Origin of the sequence: Stutzerimonas frequens, assembly GCF_024448335.1 — a bacterium.
Classification (GTDB): Bacteria; Pseudomonadota; Gammaproteobacteria; order Pseudomonadales; family Pseudomonadaceae; genus Stutzerimonas; species Stutzerimonas frequens.
The window spans coordinates 1-14,843 of the sequence record NZ_JAMOHM010000002.1; the positions used below are offsets into that span (position 1 = coordinate 1).

A 14,843-nucleotide genomic window follows, 5' to 3' on the forward strand; every position below is an offset into this window, starting at 1 on the left:
ACCGCGTATATCGCATAGTCATTGCCGCTGGCGCCTCGTAGCTCGGCCAACATCGAACGCCAGCGTTCCAGTTGCACCGGCCTTTGTGCCAGCCACGCATCGACCCGTTCACTGATCGGTTCCGGACCATTGTCCATCTGCAGCACGGACACCGTGATACTGCGCTGCTGCGAGTCAAGGTCGTCGCGGAAGCCTTCGCGGGCCAGCGCTTGCCAGTTATTGGCCACCGGCATATTGGTCAACTGGTGCAGATACCACGGCAGTTCCAGCGCTCCGCCGACGGCGAAGTAGGCAGCGGCAACCTGCGCCGGCACCTGTCCTGTTTCGTCGGCCGCCTCGAGGATCGGCAGCAAGGTGTACAGATGACTGGTGCCGGCGACCATCCGCGCCAGCAGCTCGGGCACGCCCGCTTCGGTGTAGCGCCGATAACGCTCCTGCCAATGGTCGCGGGTCGAGCCTTGCAGCAGCTCGTCCAGCTTCAGCCCGAGGGCTGCGACCCGAGGACCGAAGTGCGCGACGTCCCGCGCGGCATCGAGCTCGCTGCGACGGTTGCGCAGGAACCAGCGCGTCGCACGTCGGCCAAGCCGCATCAACTCGTCCATCAGCTTCAGCTGCAGGTCCGCGGGCACCTTGTAATCCAGCGCCTCGATCTGCCGGAACCAGTGCGGCAGATGGAAGATGTCGCGCACGATGACATAGGCGCCTGCGACGTTCGCCGCACTCATACCGGTCGCCTCGTTCAACCGCTGGACGAAGGTGATGCCCATGTTGTTGACCAGATCGTTGGCGATCTGCGTCGCGACGATTTCGCGCTTGAGGCGGTGCTGCAGCATCGCGGCGCGAAAACGTTCAGCCAACTGCTGTGGAAAGGCACTGTCCATTTCCCGCGCAAGGTAATCGTCGTCGGGCACCCGTGAATCCAGCAGCGCTTTCTTGAGTTCGATCTTGCTGTAGGAGATAAGCACGGACAGCTCTGGCCGGGTCAGCCCCTTGCCGAGGTTTGCACGCTCAGCCAGCGCGTCATCGGACGGCAGGAACTCCAGCGATCGATCGAGCTGCCCCGTCGTCTCCAGCGCGCTGATCAGCCGGACATACTCACCGGCTCGTTCACGCGAACGATGCTGTGCCTGGGATAACGCCTGGGTCTGCTTGTAATTGTTCTGCAGCACCAATTCGGCCACCGCGTCAGTCATCTCGAACAGCAGCTGGTTGCGTTGCTTGGCCGTCATGTCGCCGGCGCTGACCACTTCGTTCAACAGAATCTTGATATTGACCTCGTGGTCGGAGCAGTCGACCCCGCCAGCGTTGTCGATGAAGTCCGTATTGCTCGCGCCACCATGTAGCGCGTACTCGACCCGCCCCAACTGCGTCATGCCGAGGTTGCCGCCCTCACCCACCACCTTGGCCTGCAACTCGTTGCCGTTGACCCGCACCGCATCGTTGGCCTTGTCCCCTACCTCGGCGTGGCTCTCGCTGCTGCTTTTCACATAGGTTCCGATTCCGCCGTTCCAGAGCAGGTCGACCGGTGCCTTGAGCAGCGCGTTGATCAATTCGGCCGGAGTCAGCTGATCCGCCTCGATGGCGAAGCGCTCCTTCATCTGCGCAGTGATCGTCACCCGCTTCGCCGAGCGGGGGAACACGCCACCGCCTTCGGATATCAGTGAGGCGTCGTAATCCGTCCAGGCCGAGCGCGGCAGCGCGAACAGGCGCTTGCGCTCGGCAAAGCTGCGCGCAGGGTCGGGGTTCGGATCGATGAAGACATGTAGGTGGTTGAAGGCCGCCACCAGCTGCAGGGTTTCGGACATCAGCAGGCCGTTGCCGAACACGTCACCGGCCATGTCGCCGATGCCGATCACGCTGATGACGTCGGTCTGCACGTTGATGCCGCGTTCACGGAAATGGCGCTGCACCGACACCCAGGCGCCGCGCGCGGTGATGCCCATCTTCTTGTGGTCGTAGCCGGCCGAGCCGCCCGAAGCGAAGGCATCGCCGAGCCAGAAGTCGTACTCGGCGGCAATGCCGTTGGCAATGTCGGAAAAACTCGCCGTGCCCTTGTCGGCCGCCACCACTAGATAGGGATCATCGCCGTCGTAGCGCAGCACGTTGGCCGGCGGTACCACCTGGCCTTCGCGCAGGTTGTCGGTGATATCCAGCAGACCGCTGATGAAGATGCGATAGCAGGCGATGGCTTCGGCCTGGATATCGTCGCGTGTCCCGCTGCTCGGCAGGCGGCGTGGGACGAAGCCACCCTTGGCGCCGCCAGGCACGATCACGGCGTTCTTCACCTGTTGCGCCTTGACCAGGCCGAGCACCTCGGTGCGGTAGTCCTCTTCGCGATCCGACCAGCGCAACCCGCCACGGGCCACCTTGCCACCGCGCAGGTGTACGCCCTCGACCCGCGGCGAATAGACGAAGATCTCGTACATCGGTGCCGGCCGTGGCATCTCCGGGATGGCCCGCGGATCGAGCTTGAAGCTGAAATACGGCTTGGGTTTGCCGCTGGCGTCCGGCTGGTAGAAGTTGGTGCGCAAAGTGGCCTGGATCAGCGCCAGGTAACGCCGCAGGATGCGGTCCTCATTGAGCACCGCCACGTCATCCAGGGCGCTGAGGATCGCCTGTTCGAGGCGTTGCTGTTTGTCCGCCAGGTCATCGTCGCCGAGCTTGCGCGCCAGATAGAAGCGCATCTTGAACAGCCGCACCAACTCGCGGGCAATGTCGGTGTGATTGAGCAGCGCGCTGGCGATGTAACCCAGGTCGAAGCCCATGCGAATCTGTTTGAGGTAGCGCGCATACGCGCGCAGCAGCGCGACCTCGCGCCAGGTCAGCCCAGCGGTCAACACCAGCCGGTTGAACGCGTCGTTTTCGGCCAGACCACCATAGATGTGTATGAAGGCGTCCTGCAGGGTCTCGTTGATCTCAAGCAGATCGATTTCCAGCCCATCGGCGTAGGTGAAGGCGAAATCATGGATCCAGTAGTCACGGCCGTTCCTGTCGCGCAGGCGAAACGGAAATTCGCCGAGCACCCGCAGACCGAGGTTCTCCATGATCGGCAGGATGTCCGACAGCGGCAGCGGCGTGTCCATGTGGTAGAGCTTGCAATGCAGACGGTTCTCGCCCGCCGTGATCGGCTGGTAGAAGCTCATCACCAGCGGGCGTTCATCATTCAGGTCGAGCAGATGCTGCATGTCGACCGTGGCCGATTGAGCCGAGAAGCGCTCGCGGTAGCCGGCCGGAAAGCCCTTGGGAAACTCGCTGAGCAGATGCGTACCCTTCGCTTCACCGAAGCGTTCGACGACCAGCCCCTGATAGTCATCCTGCCAGGTGCGGCAGGCCTGCAGCACCTCCTGTTCGAGGCGCGCCGGGTCGACCTGCACCGGCTTGTTCGGATCGAGGCGCAGGATGAACTGCACACGCGTCAGCACCGACTCGGAGAAATAGGTGGAGAATTCGCAATCGCTGGCCTCGAGTCGCTCCTGCAGGACCTGCTGAATCTTCAATCGCGTCTCGGTCGAATAACTGTCGCGCGGCACATAGACCAGGCAGTAGCAGAAGCGCCGGTACGGGTCGAAGCGCAGGAACAGACGCAAGCGGTTGCGCTCCTGGATCTGCACGATAGCGATGGCGTTTTCGAACAACTCGTCGATGGGCGCCTGAAACAGTTCGTCTCGCGGCAGCACTTCAAGCACCTGCACCAGCTCCTTCGCCAGGTGCGCCGAGCTGCCGAAGTTGGCACGCTGCACGACGGTTTCCACCTTGCGGCGGATGAACGGGATGCGACGTACGCTCTGGGTGTATACCGACGAGGTGAACAGCCCGAGAAAACGGCATTCGCGCACGACGCGGCCCTGCTCGTCGAACTCGCGCAACGAGACGAAATCCGGGTAGGCCGGCCGATGCACGCGGCTGGGCATCGCTGCCTTGGCGAACGAGAGAAGAAGCGGCTCGCGCAGGTAGCTGACCGACTGGCTGGTAAGCGACTGTTCCTCGTCCGACAGCCCGGTGCGCATGCTGCGCGATAGGCCCAGCAGCGAGCTTTCGTCATAGGCGATGCGTCCGCCGTCGCCCTGCTCCACTACGGAAAATTCCTCGTAGCCGAGGAAGGTGAAATGGTCATCGGCCAGCCAGCGCATGAAATCACGGATTTCATCCAGCTCGTCGGCGTCGATGCGCAGGTTGACCTGATCCAGCCGCGCCTGCAGGTCGCCGACCTTGCCTTTCATGGCAGCGAAATCACCGACCACCTGGCGCACATCGGTCAGCACGCCAAGCAGCGACTGCTCCAGCTCACGCAACGCGGCTGCACTGGCGCAGCGGTCGATCTCGACGAAAATCAGCGACTCGGCGTGACTGTCCGGCGCCCGCTGATCCTTGGGCAGCAATTCCAGCAGGGCACCATCGGCGGAACGTCTTACCTGCAGCACGCTGGTCTGCAGCGTATGAATGCTGTAACCGCGGCGGGTGAGTTCCATGCGCACCGAGTCGACCAGGAATGGCATGTCCGGATGCAGTACCTCGACCACGCTATGGGTCGACTGCCAGCCATGTTTCTCGTAGTCAGGGTTGAACACCTGCACTTCCGGCATGGCTGGATCGAAGCGCTCCAGCAGCCGCCAGCTGGCCAGCGTCGAACCGACCAGGTCGCCCATGCGCCGCTCGGTGAGCTCGGTCAGCGCGACGATACCGAAGAACTGCTCGGCGAAGACGCTCAGCTGCGGCAGGATTTGGGGATCTACGTGTTGTGCCAGTGCGGTCTGCAGTTGCTGCTGAAAGTCGGCCTTGCTGGCCGCTGAAAAGAACGCCATGTACGGCTCCGATTGGCTTGCTGGGAAGACGTGTCGCTAGTGACTGACGCCACAGGTCGAAGGTTCAAGGTTAGTCTAGTCGAGGCGTAATGCAGTAAAGTGGCACGCCCCTGCCGCCTCCTGCGACAGACTGTTGCAGCCGGTGGCCCTGCCAGCCGGGCCGACCGAAACTGCCCCACCTGGAAGAATCGAGACGATGGATCACCGTGAATCGATAATCGCGTTGCGACAGTTCCTTTCCACCCAGATCCTGGGCCAGGAGCGCTTGATCGAACGACTGTTGATCGCCCTGCTCGCCGACGGCCACATGCTCGTCGAAGGCGCGCCGGGGCTGGCCAAGACGCGCGCGATCAAGGAACTCGCCGAAGGCGTGGAGGCCGAGTTCCACCGTATCCAGTTCACCCCCGACCTGCTGCCCGCCGACATTACCGGCACAGAGATCTATCGCCCGGAGACCGGCAGCTTCGTCTTCCAGCAAGGACCGATCTTCCACAATCTGGTGCTGGCGGACGAGATCAACCGCGCGCCGGCCAAAGTGCAATCGGCGCTGCTCGAAGCCATGGCCGAGCGCCAGGTCAGTGTCGGTCGCAGTACCTACGACCTGCCGCCCCTCTTTCTGGTCATGGCCACGCAGAATCCCATCGAGCAGGAAGGCACCTACCCGCTGCCCGAGGCGCAGCTGGATCGTTTCCTGCTGCACGTGAAGATCGGCTTTCCCGATGCCTCGGTGGAACGCCGCATCCTGCAGCAGGCCCGAGGCGAGGCTATCAATGGCGAGGCGGTACCCGAGCACAGGGTCAGCCAGCAGGCGATCTTCGCCGCACGCAAGGAAATTCTCGGCCTGTACATGGCCGATGCGGTGGAGGAATACCTGGTGCAGCTGGTCATGGCCACCCGCACGCCCGGCAAGTTCGATACCGAGCTGGCGGAATGGATCGCCTACGGCTCCAGCCCCCGCGGCTCGATCGCCCTGGATCGCTGCGCACGCGCCCACGCCTGGCTGGCCGGGCGCGACTTCGTCAGCCCCGAGGACATCCAGGCGATGCTCTTCGACGTGCTGCGCCATCGCATCATTCTCTCCTTCGAAGCAGAAGCCGCCGGCATCGACCAGGACCGCGTCATCCAACGCATTCTCGACGTGGTGGCGGTGGCCTGATGCAACCGCAGGCTTCCGAGGGCGGACGGCCGAGCGAGCCGGACCACGGCACACGCGTGACCCTGGCCGAACTCATCGACATCCGTCATCGCGTGCGGGAAGTGCCGTTGTTCTCGACGCCCAACCGGCGCAGCCCGCTGGTGGGCCTGCACCACTCCAAGCTGCGCGGCCGCGGCGTGGATTTCGATCAGGTGCGCATCTACCAGGCCGGAGACGATGTGCGCACCATCGACTGGCGCGTTACCGCGCGCACCCAGGAGCCGCACACCAAACTCTTTCATGAGGAGCGCGAACGGCCGATCTACATCGTCGTCGAGCAGAGCCCGCGCCTGTTCTTCGGCAGCGGCCGACTGTTCAAGTCGGTATTGGCGGCACATGCTGCCAGCCTGATTGGCTGGGCCGCACTTAGCCACAACGACCGGGTCGGCGGGCTGGTATTCGGAGCCGAGCAACAGGAGATCAAGCCACGGCGCAGCAAGCAGAGTCTGTTGCAGCTGCTCGACCGTCTGACCCGCGCCAATCGCCAGTTGCAACCGGACAGCGCGCTCGATCCCGAGGCGTTCAGCCTGGCGCTGCGGCGTGTACGTGAAGTGCTGCGGCCCGGTAGCCTGTCGGTGGTTCTCTGTGATGAACGGACTCTGACCGACGCTGCCGAGCAGCAGCTCGGCCTGCTGGCGCGGCATGTCGATCTGTTGCTGCTGCCGATACACGACCCGCTCGACCACGCGTTACCGGCGGCCGGGCTGCTGCGCTTCAGCCAGGGCAATGCGGGCCTGGAGCTGGACACTCACGACGCCGGGCTGCGTCAGCGCTATCGTGAGCTCGGCGAGGCCCGCGCCATGCGTTGGCGACGTCTGGCCGATCGCTTGCGGGTACCGTTGATGCCACTCGATACCCAGCGCGACCTGGTCGAACAGCTGCGCGAGCATCTGAGCGTCCAGCGACCGGGCAACCAACCATGAATCCCCTCGATCAACTCGAGCCGCTGATCACCCCGGAACCGATCGCCTGGTGGCCACCGGCACCAGGCTGGTGGCTGCTCGGGCTGTTGCTGCTGGCCAGCCTTGGCTTGTTCTGGCGACTTCGCCATCGACTGACCAGGCGCAAACCCCGCGTACGGCCCGAGCCGGAGCTGGATCCGCAGCGCCAGGAGGCGCTGGCCGAGTTGGCGCGCCTGCACAAACCCTACGGCGGACAGCCCGCCAGCCAGTGGCTGCAACAGCTCAACGCACTGCTCAAGCGACTCTGCCGGATCCGCTATCCGGCCAACCACCCGCATACCCTCAGCGGGCGCGCCTGGCTGGCATTCCTCGACAACCGCTGCCCGGCCGCCGGACTGACGCGCTGGATGGTCCTGGTCGAGGGCGCCTATCGCGCCGAGTGCCGCCTGGACGACAAGGCCATCGACGGGCTCGAACAGGCCGTGGAAATCTGGATTCGCAAGCATGTTTGAACTGGCCTGGCCGTGGATATTCCTGCTGACCCCGCTGCCCTGGCTGTTGCGGGCGCTGCTGCCGGCGGCCGACAGTGGTGAGGCCGCATTGAAGGTCAGCTTTCTCGATGAGCTGCAGCACCTTTCCGGACGCCGCGCCCGGGTATCCTTGCCCTCGTGGCGGCAGCAGCTGCCCTACCTGACCATCTGGCTGCTGTTGCTGTTCGCGGCAGCGCGCCCGCAATGGCTGGGCGAGCCACTGCCCCTGCCGACCAGCGGCCGCGACTTGCTGCTGGCGGTGGATGTGTCCGGCTCTATGGACTACCCGGACATGCAATGGCAGGGCGAGGAGCTGACGCGCCTCGAGCTGGTCAAGGTGCTGCTCGGTGATTTCATCGAGCAGCGCCACGGCGACCGCGTCGGCCTGATCCTGTTCGGCAGCAAGGCCTATCTGCAGTCGCCACTGACCTTCGATCGGCGGACCGTACGCGTCTGGCTGGACGAAGCGAGCGTGGGCATCGCCGGCAGCAATACCGCCATTGGCGATGCCATTGGTCTCGCGCTCAAGCGTCTGCGCGAACGCCCGGCGAACAGCCGAGTGCTGGTGCTCGTCACCGACGGCGCCAACAATGGCGGTGAGATCGAACCCTTGCTGGCGGCGACGCTCGCCGCGGAAGAAAACGTGCGCATTCACACCATTGGCATTGGCGCGGTACCAGAGGAAGGGGGCGTGCTCCGCCGCTTCGGCTTCAACCCAGGATTGGATCTGGATGAACCCACCTTGCGCGCCATCGCCGAGCAAACCGGCGGCGAGTATTTTCGCGCGGCCTCCAGCGAACAGCTGCAAGCCATCGGCGAAGCCCTCGACCGTCTCGAGCCGGCAGTCCAACAGCCGACCCAGGCACGTGTAGCCGAGGCCCTGTATGTCTGGCCGCTGTGCGCCGCATTACTGATCAGCCTGATGATGGTCGCCGCCAGTCTGTGGAGCGCACAGCTGCAGCGCCTGGCGTGGCGGCGGGAGCAGCGTCGATGAGCGAATGGCTGCCACAGCTGCTGCGGCCCTACTGGCTGCTGATTCTGCCGCTGCTGATCTGGTTGCTCTGGCGATTGTGGCATCGGCAGTTGCAGGTCGGACGCTGGCAGCGCCTGCTGCCGGAAACCTTTCACGCGGCATTGCTGACCCGTGGGCGGTTGCGCCAAAGCCGTCTGCCCTGGATCGTGCTCGGGCTGGCCTGGCTGCTGGCAGTCGGTGCCCTGCTCGGCCCGAGTTGGCAGCGCTACGAGCAGCCCAGCATCAAGCGCAGCGATCCGCTGGTGGTTTTGCTGGAGCTGACGCCTTCGATGCTCGCCAGCGACGCGGCACCGACTCGCCTGGCCCAGGCCAAGCGCGAGCTGCTCGACCTGCTGGAGCGCCGCCAGGACGTACAAACGGCCGTCGTGGTCTATGCCGGCAGCGCCCACACCCTGGTACCGCTATCGGATGATCTGGCCACCACGCGCAATCTGCTCGACGTTCTCCACCCGGCATTGATGCCCGAGCCGGGACAGCGTGCCGACCTTGCCGTCGAGAAGGGACTCGCCCTCATCGAACAGGCTGGCCTCGGTCGCGGCCGCCTGTTGCTGATCGGCAGCAGCCTGGACGAGCAGGAACGCGACGCCATCCGCGCCTTGCTGAGCGACCAGGACGGGCGGCTGCTGATCCTCGGGATCGGCACCGAACAGGGCGCACCGATCGCCGCTGAAAACGGCAGCTTCCTCAAGGACGCACAAGGCGCCATCCTGATTCCGCGACTGGACAGCGCCGGCCTGCAGCGCTTCGCCGGCTCGCTCGGCGGTCGCTACCAGCAGGCACGCATCGGCGACAGCGACCTGACTGCGCTCGGCCTGCTCGACGCCAGCGGTGCACTGCAACAGGAGAACGAGATGACGCGGCTGGAAGCCTGGCTGGATCAGGGCCACTGGCTGCTGATTCCACTGCTCCTGCTCACCGCGCTGGCTGGTCGCCGCGGCTGGCTGTTCTGCCTGCCGCTATTGCTGCTGCAAGCACCACCGGCCAGCGCCATGGAATTCGAGGACCTGTGGCTGCGCCGCGACCAGCAGGGCCAGCGTCTGCTGGAAGCGCAACAGCCGGCCGAGGCGGCCGAGCGTTTTACCGACCGCCGCTGGCAGGCCGTGGCCCGCTATCGTGCCGGCGACTACGCTGGCGCGGCCGAGCTGTTTGCCGAGGGCGACAGTGCCGCCGATCACTTCAACCGCGGCAACGCGCTGGCCCGCAGCGAAGCCTTCGAGGCGGCCATCGAAGCCTATGACCAGGCGCTCGAACGGCAACCCGACCTGCAGGCAGCACTTCGCAATCGGACGCTGGTCGAGGAACTGCTGCGCCGCCGCGAGCAACAACCTGAGCCCGAGCAGGCTGAGCAACAGGAGCAGGCTGAGCCGGAACAATCGCAGCCGCAGCAGCGACCGCCGGAATCCGGCACGGCCAGTGCTCCGACACCGGATGACGCCCAGGGCCAACAGGCCAGCGAAGCCAGCGGTGCAGCGCAGGCCTCGGCAAACGAGAAGACCAGCGAAACCGACCCACTCCAGGCCAAGGCACAGCACGATGGCCTGCCCGATCTGGAAAGGGAGCAGGCGATGGAACAGTGGCTACGCCAGGTTCCCGACGAGCCCGGCGAGTTGCTGCGGCGCAAATTCCTTTACGAACAACGCAAGCGTCAGGAAGTGAACCGATGATGATGCGCCTGATGGCTATTCTTCTGCTCGGCCTTTTGGCCGTTCAGGCCAGCGCCGCTGGGTTGTTTGCGCGGGTGGATCGAACTCAGCTGAGCATCGATGAAACCCTCGAACTGACGCTGGAGACCCAGGGTGGTGCCGCCTTCGGCAAACCCGATCTGGAGCCTCTGGAGCAGCTGTTCGAGATCTTCGATACGCGCCAGGTCAACCGCCTTTCCAGCAGCAACGGCGAAGCCATGGCGAGCACCCGCTGGCTGATCACCCTGCGCCCGCGCCAGACCGGTTACGTGGTGATTCCACCGTTGCAGGTGGCGGACTGGCGCAGCGAGCCGATCACGGTGCTGGTGCAGGAGTCGTTGAAGGACACCGAAAGCGATCAGCTGGCGCCTATCTTCATCGACGCCAGCGTCGACCAGGAAAGCGTCTACGTACAGGCGCAGGTGATCCTCACGCTGCGCATCTACCATTCGGTCTCGCTATACGACGACAGTACCCTCTCCCCGCTGCAGATGCCCGAGGCGCTGGTGGAGCGCCTCGGCGAGCCGCGCATGTACGAGAAGACCATCAACGGTATCCGCCATGGCGTCATCGAGGTGCGCTATGCGCTGTTCCCGCAGAAATCCGGTGAACTGACCATCCCCGCCCAGCTGTTCAGCGCCACCACCGTCACCAATGGCAGCAACTCGGTATTCGGCTCGCGCGGCGGTCGTTCCACCCAGGTTCGCTCGCCGAGCATCCCGCTGACGGTCAAGGCCAAACCGGCCGACTATCCAGCCGGCGCGCCCTGGCTACCGGCTCGCAGCCTGACGCTGGTCGAAGCCTGGAGCCCGGAGCCACAGCAGGCCCAGGTCGGCGAATCGCTGACCCGCAGCCTGCTGCTCAAGGCCGAGGGGCTGACCAGCACGCAGCTGCCGGTGATCGGCTCCCCGCAAAACGCCGAACTGCGCCGTTATCCCGATCAGCCCAGCCTGGCCAACGAGGTCAGCGCAGCCGGCCTGGTCGGCAGTCGGGAACAGCGCGAAGCCCTGATCCCCACCCGCAGCGGGCCATTGCAGCTGCCCGCTCTCGAAGTCGTCTGGTGGAACACGGTCGAAGATCGCCTGGAGCGCACCACGCTTGGGGCACGCACGCTGGATGTCGCGGACAATCCGAATCTCGCCCCGCCAGCGACCGAGCCGACGGTGCCGTCGGTATCGACGGCGGAGCAGGCCGTTGTCTGGCCTTGGCAGCTGAGCACAGCTCTGCTGGCGCTCACGACGCTAATCGGTTTCGGGCTGTGGCTGCATGCGCGCAGGCAGCCTGCGGTGCAGCGTGCGTTGCAACCCGGCCCTACCCCACGCAGCCTGCTCGACGATCTGCGCCGCGCCTGCCAGGCCAACGACTCGCAGGCCACCCGCCAGGCACTGGACGCCTGGGCGCGGCAGCAACCGGAAACGCTGGCGGACATGGCGGCGCGTTTCGTGCCGCTGTCCGACGCGCTGGATGGCCTGAATGGAGCGCTGTACAGCGAAGCCGGCCAACGCTGGCAGGGCGATGCGCTGTGGCAGGCGATCCAGACCCTACCGCCGGCCAGCAGTCCGAATCTCGATCAGGAACAGGGCGCATTGCCGCCGCTCTATCCGCGCTGACGGCCGTCTGTTGGCGGCCCTGGTGAACCTTGGGGCTGCTCGCGGCGGCATGCACCAATTTCTCGCTGGCATATGGCTTGCTTCAGGGTTGGCATAACCAATCTTGCGCACCGCGCCATCGGAAAAAGGCCATCAAGCATGACGGACCCCCTCTCGCCGCACCGACACGACGCACTGGCCTGGGTCGCCGGCAGCGATGCACCGGAAAAGAGCTCGGTCAACCTGGGCTTTCTGCCGCTCACCGATGCCGCCTCGTTGATCGTCGCCGCCACCCAGGGCTTCGCCCAGCCATTCGGGCTGACGCTCAACCTGCAGCGGCAAAACTCCTGGTCGGCTCTGCGCGACAAGCTGATCGGCGGCGAGCTGGACGCGGCCCACGGTCTGTACGGCCTGATCTATGCGGTGCATCTGGGCATCGGCGGCAGCCCGGCGGTGGACATGGCCGTGCTCATGGGCCTGGCGCAGAACGGCCAGAGCATCAACCTCTCCGCCCCGCTGAAGGTCGCAGGCGTGACCGATGCCGAGGCACTGCGCGCCAGCGTGCGCCATAGCGGTGCACGCCTGACCCTGGCACATACCTTCCCCACCGGCACCCACGCGCTCTGGCTCTATTACTGGCTGGCCGCCCATGGCATCGATCCGCTGCGGGACGTGAAGACGCTCGTGCTGCCGCCTTCGCAGATGGTGGCGCACCTGCGCGCCGGTCGCATCGATGGCTTCTGCGCCGGCGAACCCTGGGGAGCACAGGCCATTACCGAAGGCGTCGGCTTCACCCTGGCGACCAGCCAGTCGATCTGGCCTGACCACCCGGAAAAGGTGCTCGGCTGCACCCGCGCGTTCGTCGAGGAATACCCCAACACCGCCCGAGCACTGGTCATGGCCGTGCTGGAGGCGAGCCGCTTCATCGACCAGAGCCAGGAAAATCGCCGCAGCACCGCACAGCTGATCGCCGGGCGTGACTACGTCGACGCACCGCTGGCGGCCATCGAGTCACGCTTTCTCGGCCTCTACCAGGATGGCCTCGGCAATGCCTGGCAGGACGAGCATCCGCTGCGCTTCTTCGGTGAGGGAGCGGCGAACCTGCCCTATCTCTCCGACGGCCTCTGGTTCATGACCCAGCTGCGCCGCTGGGGCCTGCTGCGCGAAGACCCGGACTACCTGCAGGTGGCCAACCAGGTGCAGCAGATCGAACTGTATCGCCAGGCCGCCGGCGCGCTGGGCATCGCCCTGCCTGACACAGCCATGCGCAGCGCCACGCTGATGGATGGCAAACACTGGGACGGCAGCGACCCGGCCACCTATGCCCGCAGTTTCGCACTGCATGCCATGGCGAGCCCTGCCATGGCTGCGCTTTGAGAAGGACTCCGGCATGCTGCGTATCCTCCTGATCGACGACACCCCGCGGAAGATCGGCCGCCTGAAGAGCGCGCTGATCGAAGCCGGCTTCGAGGTCATCGACGAATCCGGCCTGACCATCGACCTGCCAGAGCGGGTCGAGGCGATCCGTCCCGACGTGGTGCTGATCGACACCGACTCACCCGGCCGCGATGTGCTCGAGCAGGTGGTGCTGGTCAGCCGCGATCAGCCACGCCCCATCGTCATGTTCACCGATGACAGCGACCCGGACGCCATGCGTCAGGCCATTCGCGCCGGGGTCAGTGCCTATATCGTCGAAGGCATCCAGGCCCAGCGCCTCAAGCCGATCCTCGACGTGGCAATGGCCCGCTTCGAAAGTGACCAGGCAATACGTGCGCAACTGCAGGCCCGGGAGCAGCAGCTGGCCGAACGCAAGCGCATCGAGCTGGCCAAGGGCATGCTGATGAAGATGCGAAACTGCAAGGAAGAAGAGGCCTACACCCTGATGCGCCGCCAGGCGATGAGCCGGCAGCAGAAGCTGATCCAGGTCGCCGAGCAGATCATCGCGATGAACGAGTTGCTCGGCGAATGACCGCGCCCGGTCACGGTGCGCCAGGCAAGCTACTGCACCAGCGGCGGGCAGGCGCTACAGCGAATCATCGTGCGCCACCGCTGCCGAGAAACGCCGCTGCGCCCCAACCTAGTGGCATCGCACTGGCCGGCGAGCGTCAAGCGCGGAACTGGCAAGCCGCTTGCTTGGCTGGATAGGCCGAACCAACGAAGGTGTCGGCACAGACAAAGGCGTCCTCGACTGCATGTACGCATGCGGATCGGACGCCTTTTTTGTTGCGCGCTTCGCGCCCAAGGCTGGGGAGTTTCAAGATGACCATAACCGCGACCGTGGCGATCGCCTGCGCGCTGCTGCTGCTCGGCCGTTACCTGAACCGCATGGCCACTGCCAGCCACGCCCAGCGCGTGCGCGATCTGCGCGTACGGGCACTGCTGGAAGACCTGGAAATTCTGCGCCTGCTGCAACAACACCGCGGCCTCGGCGCGCAGCACGAGTCCGCCGCCGTTGCACTGCGCGATGCCGTGGCCGCCAGTCTGACCCAGCGGCTGCAACAGCGCAGCGCTATGCCCGATCCACACGCGGTCGCCAGTGACTGGGCGCAACTGCGCGACACGCCGGCCGATTTCGACGGCCATAGCAGCCTGATCGATAGCCTGATCGCCGCCATCGACGAGCGTGAGCCGCTGGGTCAGGCCTGTCGTACGCTGGAGGATGTGGCTCGGCTGCGAGGGTTGTGCGTGCTTGCCTCGAACCAGGGCGGTTGCACACCGGGCCTGCAAGCCCGCCTCATGTCTCTGTGCCGACGCCTCGGCAGTGACCCGGACGTGGAGCTGAAACGCCTGATCGGCAAACTGGAGCGCGGCGTGATCCACGCCCAACAGCCGAGGCTCAGCCCGCCGCAGTGCTTCGCACTGATCACGCCGTTGATCGACGCGCGCCTGCGCTCGATCCAGCAACGTCTGCAGCATGACAGCCTGAAGGGGCTGCCAGCCGCGCATAAGCCGGGATGATGGAATCATGCCACACTCGTGGCGGTGGCCGTGGAACCGGCCCAGGCCATGAGCGGTGGTCTTCTGTAAAACGGCCTTGTCCATGAAGTACCGCCTTTAGCTGGTCCATTCGCAGTCAATACCGCTCCCGCGCCTGCCCCGGGCAAGTGACA

The 14,843-nt window shown here is 65.2% G+C and carries 10 protein-coding genes; 9 read left to right on the top strand and 1 reads right to left on the bottom strand.

Annotation, left to right across the window (positions count from 1 at the left end; translation table 11 throughout):
• A partial coding sequence (locus tag NAO55_RS02765) for an NAD-glutamate dehydrogenase (protein WP_256070021.1) occupies nucleotides 1–4,802 on the bottom strand: 4,802 nt, incomplete at its 3' end.
• A 196-nt stretch (nucleotides 4,803–4,998) separates the two neighbouring features.
• On the opposite strand from NAO55_RS02765, the gene NAO55_RS02770 reads away from it, so the two are divergent.
• The 9 genes from NAO55_RS02770 to NAO55_RS02810 all read left to right on the top strand — a co-directional run bounded on the left by NAO55_RS02770 (nucleotide 4,999) and on the right by NAO55_RS02810 (nucleotide 14,691).
• Nucleotides 4,999–5,958, top strand: coding sequence for an AAA family ATPase (locus NAO55_RS02770; RefSeq protein ID WP_102840340.1), 960 nt, complete (start codon nucleotides 4,999–5,001; stop codon nucleotides 5,956–5,958).
• Complete coding sequence (locus NAO55_RS02775; RefSeq protein ID WP_102840339.1) at nucleotides 5,958–6,920, top strand: DUF58 domain-containing protein; 963 nt, start codon at nucleotides 5,958–5,960, stop codon at nucleotides 6,918–6,920. The genes NAO55_RS02770 and NAO55_RS02775 overlap by 1 nt, the downstream gene beginning before the upstream one ends.
• Nucleotides 6,917–7,411, top strand: a complete 495-nt coding sequence (locus NAO55_RS02780) for a DUF4381 domain-containing protein (protein WP_063541025.1) — start codon at nucleotides 6,917–6,919, stop codon at nucleotides 7,409–7,411. Before NAO55_RS02775 ends, NAO55_RS02780 begins: the two co-directional genes overlap by 4 nt.
• Nucleotides 7,404–8,423 (top strand): vWA domain-containing protein, encoded by a 1,020-nt coding sequence (locus tag NAO55_RS02785; RefSeq protein ID WP_102840338.1) that lies wholly within the window; start codon nucleotides 7,404–7,406, stop codon nucleotides 8,421–8,423. The genes NAO55_RS02780 and NAO55_RS02785 overlap by 8 nt, the downstream gene beginning before the upstream one ends.
• Nucleotides 8,420–10,126: a VWA domain-containing protein gene (locus NAO55_RS02790; protein ID WP_102840337.1), complete on the top strand. Its 1,707-nt coding sequence runs from the start codon at nucleotides 8,420–8,422 to the stop codon at nucleotides 10,124–10,126. Before NAO55_RS02785 ends, NAO55_RS02790 begins: the two co-directional genes overlap by 4 nt.
• A complete protein-coding gene (locus NAO55_RS02795) occupies nucleotides 10,126–11,754 on the top strand; it encodes a BatD family protein (protein WP_102840411.1) in 1,629 nt (542 codons plus the stop codon). Before NAO55_RS02790 ends, NAO55_RS02795 begins: the two co-directional genes overlap by 1 nt.
• A 138-nt stretch (nucleotides 11,755–11,892) precedes the next feature.
• Complete coding sequence (locus NAO55_RS02800) at nucleotides 11,893–13,110, top strand: CmpA/NrtA family ABC transporter substrate-binding protein (RefSeq protein WP_102840336.1); 1,218 nt, start codon at nucleotides 11,893–11,895, stop codon at nucleotides 13,108–13,110.
• Between the two features lie 13 nt (nucleotides 13,111–13,123).
• Entirely contained in the window at nucleotides 13,124–13,702 is a 579-nt protein-coding gene (locus tag NAO55_RS02805; RefSeq protein WP_013983023.1) for an ANTAR domain-containing response regulator, read from the top strand.
• Nucleotides 13,703–13,992: 290 nt separating this feature from the next.
• On the top strand, nucleotides 13,993–14,691 hold the full coding sequence (locus NAO55_RS02810) for a hypothetical protein (protein ID WP_102840335.1): 699 nt from the start codon (nucleotides 13,993–13,995) through the stop codon (nucleotides 14,689–14,691).
• Nucleotides 14,692–14,843 lie beyond the last annotated feature (152 nt).